The 20,886-nt window shown below is 74.6% G+C and carries 16 protein-coding genes; 8 read left to right on the top strand and 8 right to left on the bottom strand.

The window, feature by feature from the left end:
- The first annotated feature begins 3 nt into the window (after positions 1 to 3).
- The 3 genes from yaaA to OG767_RS11740 all read left to right on the top strand — a co-directional run bounded on the left by yaaA (position 4) and on the right by OG767_RS11740 (position 2,565).
- Positions 4 to 801, top strand: coding sequence for a peroxide stress protein YaaA (gene yaaA, locus OG767_RS11750; RefSeq protein ID WP_405093433.1), 798 nt, complete (start codon positions 4 to 6; stop codon positions 799 to 801).
- Positions 802 to 908: 107 nt separating this feature from the next.
- Positions 909 to 1,559, top strand: coding sequence for a hypothetical protein (locus OG767_RS11745; RefSeq protein WP_405093432.1), 651 nt, complete (start codon positions 909 to 911; stop codon positions 1,557 to 1,559).
- A gap of 55 nt (positions 1,560 to 1,614) precedes the next feature.
- The gene (locus OG767_RS11740) at positions 1,615 to 2,565 is read left to right on the top strand and encodes a TAXI family TRAP transporter solute-binding subunit (RefSeq protein WP_405093431.1); all 951 of its coding nucleotides are present in this window, start codon (positions 1,615 to 1,617) and stop codon (positions 2,563 to 2,565) included.
- 6 nt (positions 2,566 to 2,571) lie between these two features.
- On the opposite strand, the gene OG767_RS11735 is transcribed toward OG767_RS11740, so the two are convergent.
- Positions 2,572 to 4,014: a sensor histidine kinase gene (locus OG767_RS11735; protein ID WP_405093430.1), complete on the bottom strand. Its 1,443-nt coding sequence runs from the start codon at positions 4,012 to 4,014 to the stop codon at positions 2,572 to 2,574.
- A 10-nt stretch (positions 4,015 to 4,024) separates the two neighbouring features.
- Positions 4,025 to 4,681, bottom strand: coding sequence for a response regulator transcription factor (locus OG767_RS11730; protein ID WP_107156668.1), 657 nt, complete (start codon positions 4,679 to 4,681; stop codon positions 4,025 to 4,027).
- Between the two features lie 87 nt (positions 4,682 to 4,768).
- Between OG767_RS11730 and OG767_RS11725 the strand changes: the two genes are divergently transcribed.
- On the top strand, positions 4,769 to 5,107 hold the full coding sequence (locus OG767_RS11725) for a DUF952 domain-containing protein (RefSeq protein ID WP_405093429.1): 339 nt from the start codon (positions 4,769 to 4,771) through the stop codon (positions 5,105 to 5,107).
- Between the two features lie 67 nt (positions 5,108 to 5,174).
- Positions 5,175 to 5,717, top strand: a complete 543-nt coding sequence (locus OG767_RS11720; RefSeq protein ID WP_396770735.1) for an acyltransferase — start codon at positions 5,175 to 5,177, stop codon at positions 5,715 to 5,717.
- Between the two features lie 58 nt (positions 5,718 to 5,775).
- Here OG767_RS11720 and OG767_RS11715 read toward each other — a convergent pair whose 3' ends face one another.
- From OG767_RS11715 to OG767_RS11700, 4 genes are all read right to left on the bottom strand, one after another.
- Positions 5,776 to 7,524: a CDP-glycerol glycerophosphotransferase family protein gene (locus OG767_RS11715; RefSeq protein WP_405093428.1), complete on the bottom strand. Its 1,749-nt coding sequence runs from the start codon at positions 7,522 to 7,524 to the stop codon at positions 5,776 to 5,778.
- 202 nt (positions 7,525 to 7,726) lie between these two features.
- Complete coding sequence (locus OG767_RS11710) at positions 7,727 to 9,010, bottom strand: nucleotide sugar dehydrogenase (RefSeq protein ID WP_357300574.1); 1,284 nt, start codon at positions 9,008 to 9,010, stop codon at positions 7,727 to 7,729.
- A gap of 3 nt (positions 9,011 to 9,013) precedes the next feature.
- Positions 9,014 to 10,582 carry a glycosyltransferase gene (locus OG767_RS11705; protein WP_405093427.1) on the bottom strand — a complete coding sequence of 523 codons (1,569 nt, stop codon included), beginning with the start codon at positions 10,580 to 10,582 and terminating at the stop codon, positions 9,014 to 9,016.
- Positions 10,579 to 12,207 (bottom strand): glycosyltransferase family 4 protein, encoded by a 1,629-nt coding sequence (locus tag OG767_RS11700; RefSeq protein ID WP_405093426.1) that lies wholly within the window; start codon positions 12,205 to 12,207, stop codon positions 10,579 to 10,581. Before OG767_RS11700 ends, OG767_RS11705 begins: the two co-directional genes overlap by 4 nt.
- A gap of 227 nt (positions 12,208 to 12,434) precedes the next feature.
- On the opposite strand from OG767_RS11700, the gene OG767_RS11695 reads away from it, so the two are divergent.
- On the top strand, positions 12,435 to 13,619 hold the full coding sequence (locus OG767_RS11695) for a hypothetical protein (protein WP_405093425.1): 1,185 nt from the start codon (positions 12,435 to 12,437) through the stop codon (positions 13,617 to 13,619).
- Positions 13,620 to 13,638: 19 nt separating this feature from the next.
- Here OG767_RS11695 and OG767_RS11690 read toward each other — a convergent pair whose 3' ends face one another.
- Positions 13,639 to 15,480, bottom strand: a complete 1,842-nt coding sequence (locus OG767_RS11690; protein ID WP_405093424.1) for a hypothetical protein — start codon at positions 15,478 to 15,480, stop codon at positions 13,639 to 13,641.
- A 206-nt stretch (positions 15,481 to 15,686) separates the two neighbouring features.
- Here OG767_RS11690 and OG767_RS11685 point away from each other — a divergent pair, with 206 nt between their 5' ends.
- Entirely contained in the window at positions 15,687 to 17,045 is a 1,359-nt protein-coding gene (locus OG767_RS11685) for a glycosyltransferase (RefSeq protein WP_281934693.1), read from the top strand.
- Positions 17,042 to 19,192 (top strand): glycosyltransferase family 1 protein, encoded by a 2,151-nt coding sequence (locus tag OG767_RS11680; RefSeq protein WP_405093423.1) that lies wholly within the window; start codon positions 17,042 to 17,044, stop codon positions 19,190 to 19,192. Before OG767_RS11685 ends, OG767_RS11680 begins: the two co-directional genes overlap by 4 nt.
- Before the next feature lie 60 nt (positions 19,193 to 19,252).
- Here the strand turns inward: OG767_RS11680 and OG767_RS11675 are convergent, their stop codons facing one another.
- Positions 19,253 to 20,872 (bottom strand): glycosyltransferase family 4 protein, encoded by a 1,620-nt coding sequence (locus OG767_RS11675; RefSeq protein WP_405093422.1) that lies wholly within the window; start codon positions 20,870 to 20,872, stop codon positions 19,253 to 19,255.
- Between the last annotated feature and the right edge of the window lie 14 nt (positions 20,873 to 20,886).

Below are 20,886 nucleotides of genomic sequence, written 5' to 3'. Positions count from 1 at the left end.
CCGATGCTCATCCTGCTGCCCCCGTCCGAGGGCAAGGCCGACGCCGGCACCGGCCGCCGGCTGGACCTGTCCCGGCTCTCCCTGCCCGAGCTGAACCCGGCCCGGGACGCGGTGCTGGACGCGCTCGTCGCGCTGTGCGCCGGGCCGGACGAGACCGCCGCCCGGGACGCGCTGGGGCTGAGCGAGGGACAGCGCGGCGAGCTGCGCCGCAACGCGCGCCTGCGGGTGGCGGCGACCGCGCCTGCCGGGCGGCTCTACACCGGGGTGCTCTACGAGGCGCTCGACCTGGCCACGCTCCCCCCGGCGGCGCAGCGGGCCGCCCGCCGGTCGGTGCTGATCAGCTCCGGCCTGTGGGGCGCGGTGCGGCTCACCGACCGGGTGCCGCCGTACCGCTGCCCGGTCGGGGCGCGGCTGCCGGGGATCGGGGCGCTGTCGGCGTACTGGCGGGCCGCGCTGGACCCGGCCGTGACGGCGGCGGCGGGTCGCGGCCCGGTGCTGGACCTGCGCTCCGGCGCGTACGCGGCCACCTGGACGCCGTCGGGCCCGCTCGCCGACCGGACGGTGACGGTGCGGGTGCTGCACGAACGGCTGGTGGACGGCACCCCGTCCCGGTCGGTGGTGAGCCACTTCAACAAGGCCACCAAGGGCCGGCTGGTCCGGGACCTGCTCGTCGCCGACGCCCGCCCGCGCAGCGCCGCCGCGCTGGTGGGGGCGCTGCGGGACCTGGGGCACACGGTCGAGGAGGGCCCCCGCACGCCCGGCCGGCCCCGGCTGCTCGACGTGGTCGTCACCGAACTCTGAGCGCGGCTTCGCGCAAATTTTGCTCAAGGCTCGGGCGCAGCGGTTCCCCGGCCCGGCGGTGCGGGCCACGGTAGGGGGGCCCCGACGTCGACCAAGGAGCTGTGCCGATGCTCTCCGAGCCCACCACGCTGCTCGACCGGCCGCGCCCGTCGTCGCCCCCGCCGCTGGACTGGCCGACCCTGACCGACGCCTTCGAACTCGCCTGCCTGGTGCGCTGCACGACGCCGCCGGCCGCGCACGTCCGCCGACTCGACGTCGACCCGTACCGGGGCGGGATCGCCGAGTTCAACCGGGAGGACGCGGCGCACCGGATGCGACACCTGCTGCGCCGGCTCGACGTGCCGGTCGCGCACGAGCTGACCACCGGTGGGCTGCGCCGCCGGTACGAGCTGCACCGGCTGTCGGTGCTCCCGGAGCACCGGTCGACGTACGCGAACCTGCTGGCGGCCGGCTGGCGGCAGGGCCGTCGCGAGCTGCTCGGCGGGCCGTTCCCGGGCGCGTCGACGGCCCGCCGCGTCTGGCGTCCCCGGCTGGCCACCGCGGTCTGGCGGGCCGCGCTGCTCGCCGGCGGCCGGCACGTACGCCGGCACTGCCTCGGCATCCGGCTCACCGACCGGGACCTGGCCGCGGTGCTGGTGCGCGGCGCGGCGCTGCTGGAGGTGCCGGCGGCGTTGCGGCCGGGTTCGGGCTGTTTCCTGGTGAGCGTCGCCAACGGCGAACACCGGGCCCGGATCACCGAGAGCGCCGCCCTGGGCTGACCGGTCCCGGCGGCGGGCTTGCGCGGCGGCGGGTGCACGGCGCAGAGTGCAGCGCGTGAACCGACACTGGTCTGCGCGCGGCCGGCGCCGGATCGCGGCCCCGCTGGCGTTGCTGCTGCTCGTCGCCGGGGTGGCCGGTTGCCGGGACGAGCCCACCGAACCGGTGCGGATCCGGATCGCCACCGGCAGCCCGACCGCCGTCTACCATGCCTTCGGCCAGTCGCTTGCCGCGCTGCTCAACCGGGAACTGCCCGGGGTGCGGGCGGACGTGGTGGTGACCGCCGCCTCCGCGCAGAACGTCCGGCTGGTCGGCGCCGGTGACGCGGAGCTGGGCTTCACCCAGGCCGACGTGCTGCCGCCCCGGGAGCCGGCCCACCCGGCCGTGCTCGCCGTGGCCCGCGTCTACGACGACCTGCTGCACCTGGTGACCACCGCCGGCGGCCCGGTTCGCACGCTGGCCGACCTGCGCGGCCGGCGGGTCTCGGTGGGCGCCGACGGCTCCGGCACCGAGGTGACCGCCACCCGGCTGCTGGAGGTGGCGCAGCTCGGCGGCGCCCGGATCCGCCAGGAGCACCTGGGGCTGGACGACTCGGTGGCCGCGCTGCGCGAGGGGCGGATCGACGCGTTCTTCTTCTCCGGCGGCCTGCCGGTGCGGGGCGTCGCCGAGCTGGCCCAACGCACCGCACTGCGGATGGTGGACCTGGGCGACTGGACCGAGCCGCTGCGGCGCGCGTACGGGCAGGTCTACGTCACCCGGGACATTCCCCGCTCGGTCTACCAGGCGGAGCCGGTCAGCACGGTGGCGAACCCGAACTACCTGGTCGTCCGCGCCAGCCTCCCCGCCGACCTGGTGCGCGAGGTGACCCGGTTGCTGATGGAACGCCGGGAGGAGCTGGCCGCGGCGCATCCGGCGGCCGGCCGGATGAGCCCCCGGTCGGCGATCGTGACCACCCCGCTGCCGCTGCACCCGGGTGCGGCCCGGTGGTACCGCGACGCCAAGCCCTGACCGGGGTCAGCGGCCGACCGGCTCGTCGTGGCGCTGCGGCGCGGCCGGCCCGTCGGCCGGGTCGAGGGCGCCGGCGTCGTCGGGCGGCGCCGGGAACCACAGCTCGGCGACCAGTCCCAGGGGCTCGCCCTGGCGCATGGTCAGCCGGCCGTCGGAGGCGTCGACGAGCACCGCGGCGATGGTCAGCCCCAGCCCCGCGCCGTCCACGTTCTGCGCGTCCGGCGCCCGCCAGAACCGCTCGGTGGCCTGGTCGAGCTGGCTGGCCGTCATGCCGGGGCCGGTGTCGGCCACGGTCAGCGCCGTCCCGCCGTCGGCCGGGCGGACGGTCACCGTCACCTCTCCCCCGGCGCCGCTGAACTTGACCGCGTTGTCGATCAACGCGTCGAGCGCCTGGTCGATCGCGGTCGGCACGGTCCGGGCGTACGCCGGCGTGTCGACCGGGTCGAGCCGGAGCGTGACCGCCCGGTGCCGGGCCAGCGGCAGCCACGCCGCGACCCGGGACGCGGCGGCCGCGCCCGCGTCCACGGTGACCCGCTGGTTCTCCTCCCGCTCGGCCCGGGCCAGCGTCAGCAGCGCGTCGAGCACGGTGGCCAGCCGGTCGGTCTCCTCCAGCGCCAGCCGGTGCTCGGCCCGGCCGTCCGGGTCGGTGAGGCTGGGGCCCAACTCCTCCACCCGTAGCCGCAGCGCGGTCAACGGGTTGCGGAGCTGGTGGCTGGCGTGCGCGACGAAGGCCCGCTGCCGGTCCATCACGTCGGAGACCGCGTCGACCATGTGGTTGAAGCTGGTCGCCAAGCGGCGCAGCTCCGGCGGGCCGAGGCGGGGTCGGACCCGGGCGGTGCGGCGTCCCTCGGCGATCTCGTGGGTCGCCGCGTCCAGCTCGGTGACCGGGCGCAGCACCCAGCCGGCCAGCCCGAACGCGGTGGAGACACAGGCCAGCACCGCGAGCAGGCCGATGCCGGCCAGCATCAGCCACCACACCGTGACGGTGCGGCGCACCGCGTCCGCCGGGGTGGTGGTGACCACCGCGCCGAGCACCTCGCCGCCGTCGTTGATCGGCACCGCCGTCACCAGCGGCCCGTCCACCCAGGGCCAGACCGACTCCGGGCCGCTGAACTGCTGCCCGGACAGCGCGGTGTCGACCGCCGGGCCGGTGCCGGCGCCCGGCTCCCACCGGGACGACGCGGCGACGGTCCGGCGGTCCCGGTCCAGCACCGCCGCGCCGATGCGGTAGAGGTCGTCGTAGGCGGCCAGTTCCCCGTCCAGCGGGCCGGGGCTGCCGCCGCGCAACGCCGGACCGGCCAGCGACGCGAAGCGGGTGGCGTCGGCGAGCCGGTCGGCCCGGACCCGGTCGGTCTCCCGGGAGGCCAGCGTCACCGCCAGCGGGGTCTCCAGCGCGAGCAGCACCAGCACCATCAGCAGCAGGTAGCTGATCACCAACCGGCGGCGCACCGCGGCCTCCTCACGTGGTGCGGAGCCGGTAGCCGACCCCGCGGACGGTCTCCACCAGCGTCGGGTCGCCGAGCTTGCCGCGCAACGAACCGACGTGCACCTCGACGGTGTGCCGGTCGGCCCAGGTGGTGCCCCACACGTCGAGCAGGATGCGGTCCCGGGGCACCGCCACCCCGGGCTGGCGGGCCAGCGAGAGCAGGATGTCGAACTCCTTACGGGTCAGCGTCACCGCCCGCCCGGCCACGCTGACCGTCCGGCCGCCCACGTCGATGCGGACCTCGCCCGCCTCGATCAGGTGGCGTTCCGGCACGGTGTGCGCGGCGCGGCGCAGCACCGCCTCGATCCGGGCCTGCAACTCCACCATCGAGAACGGCTTGACCACGTAGTCGTCGGCGCCCAGCCGCAGGCCCAGCACCCGGTCGCGTTCCTCGCCCCGGGCGGTCACCGCGATGATGCCGAGCTGGCTGCTGCGCCGGCGCAGCTCGCGGCACAGGTCGGTGCCGTCGCCGTCGGGCAGTGTCAGGTCCAGCAGCACCAGGTCGCAGGGGGCGGCGGAGAGCGCGGCGGCGACCGTGGCGGCGTGCTCCACCTGGTACCCCCGGCGGGTCAGCGCGGACGACAACGCCGCGGCGACCCGTCGGTCGTCCTCGACCAGGAGGATCCGCACCCGTGTCCCTCCGTCCGCTCGACCTGTTGCCCCCGGAATGGTGGCAGACGCGTCGCCCGGACGCGAGGGCCGTTCTAGGCTGCGGTGGTGATCTACAAGATTCTCGCCGACGACGAGTGGCGGGCGGCGCGGGCGGCCGGGAGCTTCGCCGGCACCGCCCTGGACCGGCAGGACGGCTACCTCCACCTCTCCGCCGCCGGGCAGGTGGTGGAGACCGCGCGCCGGCACTTCGCCGGCGTCACCGGCCTCACGCTGCTCGCGGTGGACGAGGCTCGGCTCGGCGACGCGTTGCGGTGGGAGGAGTCCCGCGACGGCGCGCTCTTCCCGCACCTGTACGCCGCGCTGCCGGCCGACGCGGTGGTCGCCGCGCACGCGCTGCCGGCGGACCGGCCGGCCGCCGACGCGGTGGCCGAACTGATCACCTGAGGCGCTCGTTATGCTGCGTCGAGCCCCGCCCGACGGCGCGACGCGCCCCGCAACGATGCGAGTGGAAATGACTGACAGCAACGACCGGTCCGCCTCCGTCTTCGTCCACCCGACGGCCGACGTCGAGGACGGCGCCCGGGTCGGCGACGGCACCAAGGTCTGGCACCTGGCCCACATCCGGTCGAGCGCCCAGGTCGGTGCCGGCTGCGTGATCGGCCGCAACGTGTACGTCGACGCGAGCGTCACGGTCGGTGACCGGGTGAAGATCCAGAACAACGTCTCCGTCTACCAGGGCGTGACCATCGAGGACGAGGTCTTCGTCGGGCCGTGCGCGGTGTTCACCAACGACTTCCGGCCGCGTGCCCAGAATCCGGACTGGACGATCACCCCGACGCTGGTCCGCCGCGGCGCGTCGATCGGCGCCAACGCCACGCTGGTGTGCGGCATCGAGGTCGGCGAGTACGCGATGATCGCGGCCGGTTCGGTGGTCACCCGGGACGTCCAGCCGTACCAGCTCGTCGCCGGCAACCCGGCCCGCCCCAAGGGCTGGGTCGACGCGAAGGGCGAGGTCGTCTCCCGGGACGTCGACAACCCGCCGCGGCAGGGCTGAACGCGGGACGGGGGCGGCGAGGAGATCCGGTCGTCGCCCCCGCGCGTCGGTGCGCCGGTCAGCCGCAGAGCCGGCCGATCTCGTCCCGGAAGCGGTCCATCGGATTGGACCCGGCCGGGCCGAGCAGGTATTCCTTCAGCTCCCGCCGCGCCTCGGTCATCGGGTCCTCACCGGCCCGGGTCACGTCCAGGATCTTGGCCAGCTCGCCGCAGTCCGCCGAGAGCAGGTACGCCGCCCGCGCAGTGGGGAACTGCCGGCGGAACTCGTCCTCGGACAGCCCGGCCGGGTTCGCCACCACGTACGGCCGCTCGCTCTGCACGAAGTCGGAGACCACGCTGGACACGTCGCTGACCAGCAGGTCGGTGACGTTGAAGCAGTCGAACAGCGCCGGCGTGCGGCCGGTGACCACCAGGTGCGCGGCGCCGTCGAGCGAGGTCGGGTCGGTGTCGCCGCCGGCGGCCCGGATCCGGGCCACGATCCGCTCGTGCGCCGCCCTGGCCTTCGGCGAGCGGGTGCCGGTCAACGGGTGCGGCTTGTAGACCACCCGCAGGTTCCCGGCGGCCAGCAGCCCGGCCACGATCCGCTCCCCCATCAGCACCAGCGAGGTGTGGTAGGGGTCGTCGTCCAGCCAGCCCTCCCAGGTCGGCGCGTAGAGCACGGTGAACGCGTGGTCGGTGGCGCCGGAGCCGAACGTGTGCACGCCGGCGAGCTGCGGGCGGCCCACCTCCACGATGTCGCGGTCCAGCACACCGACGCCGGCTCGGGCGTACCGCTCCCGGCCGGCGGGACCGGCCACCCACACCTCGTCGTACACCTTGCTGTACGGGTTGACGCTGGCCGCCTTGTCGCTGTCGCCGTGGCCGACGAAGACGTGCTTCACGCCCGGCTCGCGCAGCAGGTGGATGTTGGCGCCGACGTTCGCCGCGTACAGCGCGACCCGCAGCGAACCCAGGTCGAGGTTCATGAAGTCGACGCCGGCCGGCACGCAGATCACCGGCAGCCGGGTGTCGGCGAGCTGGCCGAACGCGTCCGCGGCGCGCAGCAGCACCACCGCGCGGCGACCGGTCGCCTCCAGCGGCGCGAGCCACATGTTGGCCTGGTAGACGTCCTTGGCCGGGCCGGCGAAGTAGAGCGCCACCTCGGGCTGTTCCCGGGCCAGCCAGTCGTGCACGGCGGGCAGCACGCCCGGCGTCCCGCCCCGGCCGCGCAGCGCGGTCAGCGCCAGCACCACGGCGGTGACCAGACCGGCGACCAGCGTGACCAGGCCGGTGAGCACCACGGGGGCGACCCGGTCCAGCGCGGCGGCCACCACCGCCGCCGGCACCAGCAGCACGTTGAGCAGCGGCATCCGCAGCCCGGCCAGCCCGCGCGCCCAGGCCGGCGGCACCGGGACGCGGCGCAGCGCGCCGAGGTCGATGTTGCGGGTGTACGCCGGCGGGTCGACCCGCCCGTCGATCGTCTTCGTCACGGCGGTGGTGAGCACGGCGAGGGTCCACAGCGCGGCGGGCAGCAGCAGCACCGCGACCGTGCCGGCCACGCCCGGACGCACGGCGGCGAGCACCAGCAGGACCACCGACAGGTCCCGCAGCAGCCGCCGGAACGTGGCACCCACACCGGCCTTGGCGAGCAGCTCGGCCGTTTCGGCGTACCGGGTGGCGAGCGCCAGTTCACCGGCGAGGGCGACCACCGCGGCCACCGCGTACGGGACCACCAGGCCGAGCGCCCCGGCGAGGATCATGACGCCGTACCCGAGGAGCGTCGCGCCCACCGCGGCGAGGCCCTGCTGGCTGCGTACTCTGCTGAACAACGACACGCTCCCTGTCTGCCCGCCGAATGTCGGCAAGGCCCGATACCGGACGGCTGCGACCCTAAACGGGTCAAGTGACGCAAGTATTACCGGGGTGTCCGAGAGGTGAACATCGGACGACGACTTTCACGCCCGGTATCCGACCGGGCACAGCACGAAGCGGGCCCCGGCCGTCCCGGCCGGGGCCCGCCGCACAGCCTGATCAACCGCCGATGACCACCCGGCGCACGCCCGCCCAGCGGGCCGGGTCGGTGACCCGACGGCCGTCCACCAGCACCGTCACGCCCGGCAGATCGGCCGGGGTGAGGTTGCGGTACTCCGCGTGGTCGGCCTGGATCACCGCCGCGCCGACCGGCTCACCGTCGTAGCCGGGCAGGCCGTGCGCGGCCAGCTCCTCGTTCGAGTACATCGGGTCGGCGACGTACGGGGTCGCGCCCCGCCGGCGCAGCGCCTCCACGGTCGGGAAGACACCCGAGAAGGCGGTCTCCTTCACGCCGCCCCGGTAGGCGGCGCCCAGCACCAGCACGCCCACCCCGGTCAGGTCGCCGTACGCGGCGGCGAGCAGGTCGACCGCGTAGTCCGGCATCGCGGCGTTGGCCTCGCGCGCCGAGCGGACCACGGTGGCCGCCGGGTCGTTCCACAGGTACATCCGCGGGTAGATCGGGATGCAGTGGCCGCCGACCGCGATGCCCGGCGAGTGGATGTGGCTGTACGGCTGGGTGTTGCACGCCTCGATCACCTTGGTGACGTCCACGCCGACCGTGTCCGCGAAGCGGGCGAACTGGTTCGCCAGGCCGATGTTCACGTCCCGGTAGGTCGTCTCGGCGAGCTTGGCCAGCTCGGACGCCTCCGCCGAACCGAGGTCCCACACGCCGTTGGGCTTGTCCAGGTCGGCCCGCTCGTCGAAGTCGAGCACCGCCTCGTAGAACCGCACGCCGTGCGCGGCGGACGCCTCGTCGATGCCGCCGACCAGCTTCGGGTAGCGGCGCAGGTCGGCGAAGACCCGGCCGGTGAGCACCCGCTCGGGGCTGAACACCAGGTGGAAGTCGGTGCCCGCGGTGAGGCCGGAGCCCTCGGAGAGCATCGGCGCCCAGCGGCTGCGGGTGGTGCCGACCGGCAGCGTGGTCTCGTAGCTGACCAGCGTGCCCGGCTTGAGGCCACGGGCGATGGCCCGGGTGGCGTCGTCCATCCAGCCGAAGTCCGGTACGCCCTCGGCGTCCACGAACAGCGGCACGACCACGACGACCGCCTCCGACTCGGCGACCGCGGCGGCGGTGTCGGTGGTGGCCGACAGCAGCCCGGCGGCGACCGCCTCCTTCAGCTTGACGTCCAGGTCGGCCTCACCCGGGAAGGGCACGGCACCGTCGTTGACCAGCTGGACGACCCGCTCGGAGACGTCGGCACCGATCACCCGGTGCCCCTTCGAGGCGAACTGCACGGCGAGCGGCAGGCCGATCTTTCCGAGCGCGACGACGCAGATGTTCATGAACTACTTTCCTCCAGAGGGCCAGATGCGGCGCAGGCGGGCAAGGAACCGACCGGGGGTCACCGGCGTGATCGCGACGATCACGTGGCCCTTGTGGTTCGTGGTGGGTGTGACGAGGTGCAACCGGGCGCCGTGGCGGGCCAGCAGCTTGGGCGCGGCGACGGGTCGGTCGGTGCGCATCGGCGCCGAGCCGGCCCCGCCCAGCGCGGACACCTCGGCGCGTACCGTCCGCCGTTCCCCGTTCGGCGCGACGACCGCCAACAGCCGGTCCACCGCGAAGTCGGTCCGTACGACGGTACCGGGCCCGTCCGCCGTCACCGACGTGGCACCCGTGAGATCGCCCACGCTCACCCGCAGCGCCTCGGCGCTCAGCTCGGCCAGCTCCGCCCACCGGCTCCGGGCGGTGACCACCAGGGCCCGCGCGCCGGCGGCGTCCCGCCCCCAGGCCAGCTCGGTCGCGGTCAGCTTCGCGAGCTGCGCGGCGGCCCGGTCGGTGACGTCGTACCAGTCGTCCGGGTAGCCGAACGCGGGGTCGCGGAACCCGACGTGGTGCGCGTACCAGCGACCGTCATCCACGGTGACCTCGGGCAGCGTCTTGTCGGCCTGCTGCCCGATCAGCTCGCGCAGCGCGTCGAGCCCGCCGTCGCGCGCCACCGCCAGCCGCACCCGCAGGGCCGGCTCCATCCGGGCGAGCACGCCGTCGGTGAGGTACGCCCCGGCCAGCTTCCGGACCCGGTCGTGGACGTGCTGCTGCACGTCCGGGGAGAGGGTGAGGAACTCCTCGCGGAGCAGCTTCGCCACCTCCCAGCTGAAGTGGCGCACCAGCACCGCGTCCCGCTTCGGGCCGGGCCCGATCAGGCCGGCCACGAACGCGACCAGCTCCTCGGCGCAGCGCAACCGCTCCTCGAAGCGGCTGGCGTAGGTGATGTTCTGGGCGTTGTCCCGCTTGACGGCGAAGTAGTAGTCGTAGTCGCCGAGGACCGAGACCTTCTTCGCCCGGAAGCACGCCTCCAGCGTGAACGGCTGGTCGCTGCCCATCGGCATGTCGGTGCGGAACCGCAGCCCGTGCTGCTCGACGAGGTCCCGCCGGAACAGCTTGGTGTTCGACAGCGACCAGGGCAGCGCGCTGTCGAACAGGTCGAGCCGCTCCGCGGTGCAGGCGTACGCCGCCTGGTGCACGTAGCGCTTGTTGGTGCCGACCATCCGGCCGAGCACCACGTCGGAGTCCCACCTGTCGGCGGCGGCGACCAGGCGCTCCAGGGCCTCCGGCCCGAGGTGGTCGTCGGAGCCGACGAAGAAGACGTAGCGGCCCCGGGCGTGGTCCAGCGCCAGGTTGCTCGGCGCCGCCGGGCCACCGGAGTTCGCCTGGTGCAGCACCCGGACCGTCCCCGGGTAGCGGGTGGCGTAACGGTCCAGCTCCGCGCCGCTGCCGTCGGTGGAACCGTCGTCGACCGCGACGACCTCCAGCCGGTCCCGGCCGATGGTCTGGCCGACCAGCGAGTCCAGGCAGGCGGTGAGGTACGGCATGGTGTTGTAGACGGCCACCACCACCGTCACGTCCGGCTGGCTCACGCGCCCACCTCCACCGAAGCCGGAACCGCCGCCGGAGCCGGCGCGGACGCCGACGGGGCCGGGCGGGGCGGCGCGTCGGGCAGCAGCCGGGCGTAGACGTCGTCGAGCACCCGCGCCTGCGCCTCCCAGGTCCAGTCGGCCAGCAGGCCCGGCCGGTCGTACGCGGCGCGGTACCGCGCCGGATCGGCGAGCACCGTGGTGACCGCCCGGACGAAGTCGGCCACGTCCTCGGCGCGGAACACCTCGCCCTGGCCGGTCTCCCGGACAGTGTCGGCCATGGTCCGCACGTCGGAGACGACGAGCGGCAGGCGGGCGTGTGAATACTCGAAGAACTTGGTGATCAGCGCGATCTCGTGGTTCGGCCAGTGCTGGATCGGGATGACGCCGACCTGCGCGCCGGCCAGGAAGCGGACCACCTGGTGGTGCGGCACGTACGGCAGCACGTGCAGCCGGTCCGCCACGTCCAGCTCGCCGGCCCGGGTGACCAGCCCCCTGACGTACGCCGAGGTGGGTTTGTTGACCACCAGGGCGACGTGCGCGCCGGGCAGCCGGGGCAGCGCCTCGACCAGCACGCCCAGCCCGCGCTTGGCGGCGGCCACCCCGCTGTAGACAAGCAGCGGGGCGTCCGGCCCGAGCCCGCACAGCGCGCGGATGTCCGGCACCGGCCCGGTCGGGTCGGCCGGCACCTCGTCGACCGCGGGGGCGTTGAGCACGACGGCCGGGCGCTCGGCCAGCCGGTGCTCCTCGCGCAGCAGGTCGGCCAGGCCGCCGGAGACGGTGGTGGCGGCGTCCGCGTACGGCACGTACTCCCGCTCGTGCGCCACGTTGCCGGGCAGCCAGCGGGCGTTGTCCCGCCACGGCTGCACACCGGGCAGGTACTCGTGGGCGTCCCACACCAGCGCGATCCGCCGGCCCCGGGCGGCGGCCCGGATCTTCGCGCGCGCGCCGACGCCGAGCATCCGGAAGTCGTTGGCGTGGATCAGGTCCGGCGCCAGCTCGTCGACGACCGGGCCGTAGGCCAGCTCGTAGTCCCACAGGCCGGGCTCCAACCGGCGCCACGCGCCGTCGCCGCGCAGCCCGCGCCAGAACGCGGTGTACGCGCGGTCCCAGGGGCCGTCCAGCTTGCGGCCCTTGCGGGCGCGGGTGAGCTGGCGGTTGCGGAACCCGACCCACCGGCGGGTCAGGCCGGCCAGCTTCTCCTCGGCGCGCAGCGTGGCCCAGGGCAGCCCACCGGGGCGGCCGGCGCCGGAGTCGCGGGCCGCGGTGGTCAGCGCCGCCCGGCGGACGGCCAGGTCCGCGCGCCACGCCCGGACCGTCTGCGTGCGGTGCGCGGCGACGCCGCTCGGCGGGTACGCCAGCGGATGCCGCAGCCAGGCGCGGCGGAACTCGTGCCGGCGACGGGACAGCGGCTCGGCCATCGGGATCAGGCGCACCTCGGCGGCGCCGAGCCGCCAGCTCTGCGGCTGACCCACCGGCGCGCGCCCGAGCAGGACGACGTCCCAGCCGGCGTCGGCGGCGGACCGCGCCGCCTTCTGCACCCGGGAGTCCCCGATGACCCCGTTGTCCACCAGCATGACCACCCGTCCCCGGGTGCCCGCCGCTGCGGTCGTGCCGTCAGATCCCATCCCTGCCCGTTTCGTCGTCGCCAGCACCGCGCCCGCGGACCCGAGCGAGTCTACGACAACGGTTCCGGCCGCCACGCCCGCCGCCGTCGGCGATCCGTGACCTGTCGCGCCGATTGCTACCCTCCATGCTGTTCAACGACCGGCGCACGCCCCGGGTCGTCGCCGGGCCGGCGGTAGGCCGCCCGCCCGCGGCCCGCGTACCGCCGGATCACTCCAGGTCAGCGCGGATGGATCAGACAATGGACGTGGTGACGACCGAGGAACCGAGCCGGCCGGCGTCGGCGGCGCCCGACCCGCCCCGGCCCACGCCCGCCGGGCGGCTGCGCCACGCCGCCCGCGCCGCGCTGCCCGCGCTGGCGGTCTACGCCGTGATCCGCCTGGTCGGGCTGCTGACCGTCTGGATCTGGGCCGGCAACGTGGGGAGCAACCCGGTCGAGCAGCTCACCCGGGCCGACGGCGGCTGGTACCTCGCGATCGCGCGGCACGGGTACGACGGGTACGAGAAGACGCAGAGCAACATGGCGTTCTTCCCGCTCTACCCGGGCCTGACCGCGGCCCTGGAGCGGCTCTCCCCGCTCAGCCCACGCGAGTCGGCGCTGCTGGTGGCGTGGCTGGCCGGGCTGGCCGCCGCGTGGGGGCTGTTCGCGATCGGCGCGTACCTGCACGACCGGCGCACCGGCGTCCTGCTCGCCGCGCTCTGGGCGGCGATGCCGCACGCGGTGGTGGAGTCGATGGGCTACAGCGAGAGCCTGTTCACCGCGCTCGCCGCGTGGACGCTGTACGCGCTGCTGCGCCGGCACTGGGTCACCGCCGGGGTGGTCTGCCTGTTCGCCGGCCTGACCCGGCCCACCGCCTCGTCCCTGATCCCGGTGGTCGGGCTGGCCGCGCTGCTGGCGGTGGTCCGGCGGCGCGACGGCTGGCGGCCGTACGCGGCGCTGCTGCTCGCGCCCGCCGGCTGGTTGGCGTACCTGGCCTGGGTGGGGGCGCGGACCGGACGGCCGGACGGCTGGTTCCACATCCAGTCGGCCGGCTGGGGCACCTCGTTCGACTTCGGCGTCTACACCGTCGACCGGGGGCAGCAGGCGCTGGTGCAGGTGGCCGCGCTGCCGCTGCTGGTGGTCACCGTGGTGGCGCTGGTGTCGCTGATGTTCTTCGTGCTGAGCGTGCTCGACCGGCAGCCCTGGCAACTGCTGCTCTACAGCGGCCTGCTGCTGGTGACCACGCTCGGCGCGGCCGGCTACTACCACTCCAAGGCGCGGTTCCTGCTGCCGGCGTTCCCGCTGCTGCTGCCGGCGGCCGTGGGCCTGGCCCGGGCCGGTCGGGCCCGGGCCGGCACGGTGCTGGTGACACTCGTCGTGTTCTCCAGCTACTTCGGCGGCTACCTGCTGCTGATCTGGACGAAGTCGCCCTGACCGGCCCGCCGCCGGACGGTCAGCGGGTGACCGGCCGGACGTCCCAGAGCCACACGTCGTCGACCCGCCGGCCGGGCCCGTACAGCGCGTCGAGCACGACCTTCAGGTCGTCGTGCCGGCGCGCCCCCCGGTCCGGCAGCACCACCGCGTCGGCCTTCCAGTACCGCACGTCGGTGCGGGCCTGGGCGATGTCCGCCGGTCCGACCGCGGTGTCCCGTTCGCCCCGGGACACGGCGGTGAGCAGCTTGGCGGTGGGCTGCGGGTCGACGCCCCAGCGCCCGGTCGCGTCGGTGGCCGAGACCGGCCCGAGGAAGTAGCCCTCGGGCACCGCGAAGCCGGCCACCGCGGCCGAACTCCAGTACAGCGACGTCATGCCGTTGACCGGCACCGGCACCAGGGTGCGACCGGGCGCCACGTGGTCGCGCCAGGCCCCACCGGTGACGAACTCCGGCACCGGCGTCCGGCCCCGCGCCTCCAGCGGCACCGGCAGCACCGGCAGCAGCGCGGCGGCCACCGCGACGGCGCCGACCCGGGCGGCCAGTCGCCCGGACGGCTCGTCCCGCCGGGCGGCGAGCCGGTCGCCGGCCACGGCCAGCAGGACACCGAGCGCCACGGTGGTGATCAGCGCGAACCGGGCCACCACCACGGAGTCGAACACGGGCAGGTCCTGCACCAGCGCGAACGGCGCCGGGATGTCGGTGCGGCGGGTGCCGGACGTCCAGGTGGTGCCGATCGAGAACAGCGCCGAGACCAGGCCGACGACGCCGAGCACCCGGGCCGTCACGTCCCGCCGCAGCCACCACAGCACGCCGGCCGCGAGCACCAGCAGCGACCAGCCGTAGAAGCTGGCCTGCTCGGTGGTGTTCGGCGCCCAGCCGACCGCGCTGGTCGGGCCGCCGGCCACCGACTGGGTGGCGTACCTGACGTACGAGCCGAGCTTCAGGGCGTAGATGTCCGGGGTGCCCGGGTGGCCCACCCGGTGCTGCGGCCCGGCGAACTGCATCCAGAGCGGGTACGCCGCCGCGGCCCCCACCAGCACGGCGGTGATCGCCAGCCCGGGCAGCATCGGGCGCGCCCGGCGCAGCGCGTCGCGGGGTCGCACCGCCAGGTGGGCCAGGACCAGCATCAGGCAGCCGAGCGCGGTGAGGAAGAGGATCTCCAGGCTCACGAAGAACTGGGCCACCACCAGCCCGCCCAGCACCAGGCCGTCGCGGACCACGTGCCCGCCCCGGGACAGCGCGACCACCCGCCAGACGATGAACGGCACCAGCCACTGCGCGGTGATGTGCGGGTGGCCGTTGCTGTGCGAGACCAGCGCCGGGGCGAAGGCGCAGAACAGCCCGCCGACGAACGCGGCGGCCCGGGAGTCGACCAGGTGCCGGGAGAGCACGTGGTACCAGGCGTATCCGGTGCCGGCCAGGTTCAGCGTGATGAACAGCAGATAGGAGAAGGACGCGCCGAACAGCAGGGTGACCGGGGCGAGCACCAGCCCGGGGAGCTGGAGCCCGACGTTGGTCATCAGGTTCACCCCGGCCGGGGCGTTCTGGAGCGTGGTGAAGAACGGGTTCTCCAGGTGGCTGACCGCGTGCGCCGCGTACGCCAGCATCCACTCGTTGAAGCCCTGGTCGTTGGGGCGGCTGCCGAGCAGTCGCCCGCCCGGGTCCCGCCAGCCCCGGGCGGTGACCCAGACCGCGCCGAGCAGGAACACCAGCGCGACCACCGCGTCGACCCGGGACCACCGCCGGCGAGCCGGACGACCCTCGGCCGTCGGTGCCGGACCGGGGGTGTCGCCACCGGCCGCCTCGGCGTCCCCGGCGGGGACGGGCTCACGATCGCGGGTGTCGGGCGCGGGCGAGGTCATGGCGTAGCAGTCTACGAAAGCGGTGACCCCCACCCCTCGGTGGCACGTCCGGCGCGCGGGACGGCGTTATTGTAGGGTCCGCAGGCTGTCCGAGGGCCGTTCCGCTCTCCCCCACCCTCCCAGGATCGGAATCGATGAACAACGGGCGAAATCTCTGGGACTCGTTGAAGCTCCCCCGGCCGCGACGGTCCGGGTCCCGACCGCACATGATCTATTTGGCCATCGGCTTTCCGCCGGCGGCCAAGAGCTGCGCCTACCGGATGCGGGAGACCGCGAACCAGTTCGCCGCGGCGGGCTGGGACGTGACCGCGGTCACCATCGCGGACGAGGCGTGGGAGCGCGAGTACGGGCTGGACCACACGTTGTCCCAGGGGGTGGACCCGCACGTCCGGGTGGTGAAGCTGCCGCTGTTCCGGGACGACCTGGAGACCGACATCCGCGCGTTCACCGAGCAGCGCGCGCTGGCTCACCTGGACTACCTGGCCGACCTGCGCAAGCAGAACCTGAAGATCTTCCCGGAGCCGGTCTTCGGCGGCTGGCGTCCCGCGCTGGAGAAGGCGCTGCTCCAGATCCACCGGGAGCGGCCGGTCGACCTGCTGGTCACCACCTGCGCGCCGTACGTGAACCTGTCCGCCACGTGGAAGCTGTGGGAGACCCACCAGGTCCCGTACGTGGTGGACTTCCGCGACGGCTGGTCGGTCGACGTGATCAACAACGGCGAGGCGTTCACCCGGGAGTCGGTCTCCGGGCAGTGGGAGATCAAGCTGCTCACCAACGCCATCGCCATCTGGAACGTCAACGAGCCGATCTCCCGCTGGTACCGCGAACGCTATCCGGAGCTGGCGCACAAGATGCGGGTCGTGCGCAACGGCTACGACGCGGCCAGCATCCCGGCCGAGACGCTCCCCGCCCCCGCCGACCGGCCGCTCACCTTCGGCTACCTCGGCGCGCTCAACCTGCCGGTGCCGTTGCTGAGCGCCGTGCTGGAGGGCTGGCGGACGGCGCGCGCGGAGGACCCGGCGCTGGCCGACGCCCGCTTCGAGGTCCGTGGCCACATCGGCGCGGCCTGGGCGCGCGGCGACAACGCCCACGCCGAGCTGCTCCGGGCCGCCGCCGTGGACGGGGTGGTGGTCGGCGGTTCGGTGCCCAAGGCCGAGGTGGTGGACCTCTACTCCCGGTGGGACGCGGTGGTGCTGATGGTGACCGGTGGCCGGTTCATGACCTCCGGCAAGGTCTACGAGTACATGGCCACCGGGATGCCGGTGGTCTCCGCCCACGAGGCGGACCACGACGCCTCCACCGTGCTGTCGACGTACCCGCTCTGGACCGGCGCGGTCGGGTTGGACCCGGCCGAGCTGGCCGGCGCGTTCCGGCGGGCCGCCGCGATGGCCCGCGAGGCCGGCCCCCAGGAGCGGGCGAAGGCCCGCGCCGAGGCGCGGCAGTACGCCCGCGAGGAGCAGCTCATTCCCGCCGTCCGCGAGGTCACCGAGCTGGTCCTCGGCACCGGCGCCCCGCGGACGTCCCCGGCCGGCGCGCGCGTCCTGGCCCGAGAAGGTAGGTCATGATCGAGGTCCTGATGGTGATGGGCACCGTCCCCGGGCGGGTGGCGGTCCTCACCGACGCGTTGACGCAGTTCCGCGCCCTGGGCGTCACCGTACGGGTGGCCACCACGTTCGACCCGGCGGAGCGGATCCCGGCGGCCACCGAACTGGCCGAGCTGCACCTGCTGCCGACCGCCAAGGAGCTGGGCCCGCGGTTCGGCCGGATGGTCAAGCGGGCCACCCCGGCCCGGCGGCCCTGGCTGCGCGCCCAACGCGACCCGTGGGTCCGCCGGCACGCCAAGCGCGCCGACGTCCTGGTCGCGCTGGACGCGCAGGCGCTGCACACGGTCTGGCAGTTGGCCCAGCGGCACCGACGCGCGGACGCGGTCTACGGCATCGCCCCGGCGCTGCGCGCGGTGGAGAAGCGGTCGGCCGACCCGGCGCGCTACCGCCGTCCCCGGCTGCACACCGTCGGCCCCGCCCCGTCCGTGCTGACGAGCGCGACCCGCAACCAGACCGTCGACCTGGCGAAGCGGATGTTCGAGCTGAGCACCGGCAAGCGGGCCATGAAGCTCAGCCCGGTGCGCTGGTTCTGGCAGGGGGCCGTCACGGCGCCCGGCCTGCCGGAACGGCACCGCGGCAAGATCGCCCAGCGGGTCACCGGCACCATGCTCAAGTCCGGGCACGGCGCCAGCGCGAAGCGGGTGGCGTTGGCGGCGCAGGGCCGCCTGAAGAGCCCGACGACCCGGGGGCAGCTCCTCGGCCCGATCGTCGACGCGGAGCTGAGCCAGGGCCGGGTGCCCGAGCATCTGATGACCGTGGTGCGGGGCCAGCTCAAACTGGCCGACGGCTTCCTCAGGAAGCGCAACCCGGGCAAGGCCGCGCCGCACGTGCTGCGCGCGTTCAACCTGCTGTTCCACCGGATCGTGCAGTTCGACGGCACCACCTCGCCGCTGGCCGAGGACCCGGAGAAGTTCCTCGCGCCGCTGCACGACAGCGACGCCGGCCGGGCGCTGGCGACCCCGCGCGGCCGGCAGCAGCCGGCGGCGTTCCCGCCGGCCGACCGGCCGCACCGGATGCTCTTCTTCACCGGCTTGAACGACAACTTCCTCGGGCCGATCCTGGACCGCTACGAGGCGATGCCCGGGGTGGAGGTCCGCCGGCTGAACCTGATGGAGGAGTCGATCCTCCCGGTGCTCAGCAACGGCCGCACGAACGTGACGCTCCACATGCTCGCCGGCGCCTCCAAGCGGGCCGGCGAGGTCCAGGAGGCGTGGGGCCCGCACCTCGACTGGGCCGACACGGTCTTCGTGGACTGGTGCAACCTGGGCGCCGCGATGCTGTCGATGATCGACCCGGGCACCACCCGGGTGGTCGTCCGGCTGCACAGCTTCGAGGCGTTCAGCTGGTGGCCGCACGTGACCGACTGGTCCCGGGTGGACGACGTGGTCTTCGTCTCCGAGCACCTCCGCGACCTGGCGCTGGCCGCGGTGCCGCGGCTGCGTGCCCCGCAGGGGCCCCGGACGCACATGATCTTCAACGCCATGGACCTGCACCGGTACGTGGCGCCGAAGGTCTCCGCCGACAGCCGGTTCACGCTCGGGCTGGTCGGGTTGAGTTCGCTGGCGAAGGATCCGCGCTGGGCCCTCGCCGTGCTGCGGGAGCTGCGCCGCCGCGACGACAGGTACCGCCTCAAGCTGGTCGGCGACCCGCTCAACCCGGAGCTCAGCCCGGCGGTCGCGGCGTACGTCCGGGACCTCGACGCCGAGCTGGCCGAGCTGGAGGCGGCCGGCGCGGTGGTGCGGGCCGGCCGCACCGACGACGTGCCCGGCGCGCTCACCGACGTCGGCGTCATCCTCAGCACCTCGCTGCGGGAGAGCTTCCACTGCGCGCTCGTCGAGGGCGCGGCCAGCGGCGCCGTGCCGGTGGTCCGCGACTGGCCGTTCTTCGCCGGCCGCCGGCACAGCGCCCGGTCGCTCTTCCCGAGCGACTGGGTGGTGGGCACACCGGAGGAGGCCGCCGAGCGGATCCTGGCGCTCACCGCGTCGGAGGAGGTCTGGCGCGAGGCGGGCCGGGCGGCGGCGTCGCACGTGTTGAGCACCTGGGACTGGTCGGTCACCCAGAAGGACTTCGACCGGCTGCTGCTGGAGCCGCCGAGCAGCGCGGACTGACCGGCGGAAACAGATTCGGCCGGCTCCCCCTCGGGGAGCCGGCCGAACTCGTTCGTCGGCTCAGCGCGAGGTGCCCGCGAGCTGCTGCTCGTCCTCGGCGGGCCGGGACGCCGGCGGGCGGGCCCCGCCGGCGCGGGACGCGCCCCGCAGCGAGGTGTAGACCTCGTCGAGGATGCGGGCCTGCGCCTCCCACGTCCAGCCGTCCAGCAGGCCCGGCTTGTCGTAGGCGGCCCGGTAGCGCTGCGGGTCGGCGAGTACGGCCCGCACGGCGCGCGCGTAGTCGGCCAGGTCCTCGGCGGTGAACACCTCACCCTGACCGGTGGCCCGCGCGGTCTGCGCCATCGTCTTCACGTCGCTCACCACGATGGGCAGGCGGGCGTGCGAGTACTCCAGGAACTTCGTGATCAGCGCCAGCTCGTGGTTGGGCTTGTGGTGGATCGGGATGACCCCGGCGTCCGCCGCGGACAGGAACGGCACCACCTGCCAGTGCGCCACGTACGGCAGCAGGTGCACCCGGTCCGCGACGCCCAGCTCGACGGCCCGCTCCCGCAACCGCTCGGAGAACGTGTTGTCGCCGTTCGGGTTCATGGTCACGAACGCGACGTGCACGTCGGGCAGTTCCGGCAGCGCCTCCACCATGATCTGGCAGCCCCGGCTCGGGTTCACCGCGCCGGAGTAGACGAGCACCGGCGTGCGGTCGTCCACGCCGCACAGCGCCCGCAGGTCCGGCACCTCGCCCTCGGCCTCGGCCGGCGGGGCCATCGGCGCGTTGAGCACCACGGCCGGCCGCTCGGGCAGGGCGTGGGTCTCCTGGAGCAGGTCGGCGAGCGTGTCGGAGACCGTCACCACCGCGTCCGGGTAGGCCGCGTACTCGGCCGTGTAGGCGATCTGGGCCGGCAGCCAGCGCGGGTTGTCGGCCCGGCCGGTGATGCCGCCCACGAACTCGTGGGCGTCCCAGACCAGCTTGGTGTGCCGGCCGGCGGCCCGGGCCCGCAGCGTCGCCCGCGCCCCGATGCCGAGCATCCGGAAGTCGTTGGCGTGGATGATGTCCGGCTTCAGCTCGTCGAGCGCGGTCCGGAACGCCAGCTCGAAGTCCCACAGCCCGGGGTCCAGCCGACGCCAGGCGCGGTTGCCCAGCACGCTCTGCCAGAGCCGGATGGGCAGCCGGGTGAGCGGCGCCTCCGGGTCGAGCTGGGCCTTGCGCAGCCGGTGGGTCTCCCCGTTGCGGAACCGCACCCAGCGGGCCAGCGCCGTGGCGGCGGCACGGGACGGCAACTGGGCCGCCTGCCGCACGGCGGCGGGTGGCCCGCCGTCGAGCGCCCGGGCGCGGACCCGGCGCTCGTAGAGGTCGGCCTGCCAGGCCTTGATCTCCTGGACCCGGTAGGCGGCCCGGCTGGTCGACGCGTACGCCAGCGGCCGGCGCAGCGAGCTACGGTACTCCCGGGGCAGCCGGTGCAGCGGCTTGGGCACGCGCAGCAGACGCACCTCCGCGCCGCCGATCCGCCAGGTGTCCACCTCGGAGCGGGCGTTGCGGATGCCGAGCAGGACGACCTCCCAGCCGGCGTCCGCCGCGGACCGGGCGGCCTTCTGCACCCGGGAGTCGCCGTGGACCCCGTTGTCGACCAGCATCACCACCCGTCCCCGGGTCGGTCGGGCATCGGTGTTCGAGCCAGCTTGCATCGGGTGCTTCTCCT

Origin of the sequence: Micromonospora sp. NBC_01392, from assembly GCF_045040125.1 — a bacterium.
Classification (GTDB): Bacteria; Actinomycetota; Actinomycetes; order Mycobacteriales; family Micromonosporaceae; genus Micromonospora.
Note: the sequence above shows the minus strand (reverse complement) of the source record. Positions and strands in the feature narration are given on the sequence as shown.

Coding starts and splice junctions, on each gene's coding strand:
- OG767_RS11710 (WP_357300574.1), bottom strand. CDS start 9,010: ATGAACATCTGCGTCGTCGCGCTCGGAAAGATCGGCCTGCCGCTCGCC.
- OG767_RS11745 (WP_405093432.1), top strand. CDS start 909: ATGCTCTCCGAGCCCACCACGCTGCTCGACCGGCCGCGCCCGTCGTCG.
- OG767_RS11700 (WP_405093426.1), bottom strand. CDS start 12,207: ATGGGATCTGACGGCACGACCGCAGCGGCGGGCACCCGGGGACGGGTG.
- OG767_RS11680 (WP_405093423.1), top strand. CDS start 17,042: ATGATCGAGGTCCTGATGGTGATGGGCACCGTCCCCGGGCGGGTGGCG.
- OG767_RS11720 (WP_396770735.1), top strand. CDS start 5,175: ATGACTGACAGCAACGACCGGTCCGCCTCCGTCTTCGTCCACCCGACG.
- yaaA (WP_405093433.1), top strand. CDS start 4: ATGCTCATCCTGCTGCCCCCGTCCGAGGGCAAGGCCGACGCCGGCACC.
- OG767_RS11675 (WP_405093422.1), bottom strand. CDS start 20,872: ATGCAAGCTGGCTCGAACACCGATGCCCGACCGACCCGGGGACGGGTG.
- OG767_RS11695 (WP_405093425.1), top strand. CDS start 12,435: ATGGATCAGACAATGGACGTGGTGACGACCGAGGAACCGAGCCGGCCG.
- OG767_RS11685 (WP_281934693.1), top strand. CDS start 15,687: ATGATCTATTTGGCCATCGGCTTTCCGCCGGCGGCCAAGAGCTGCGCC.
- OG767_RS11690 (WP_405093424.1), bottom strand. CDS start 15,480: ATGACCTCGCCCGCGCCCGACACCCGCGATCGTGAGCCCGTCCCCGCC.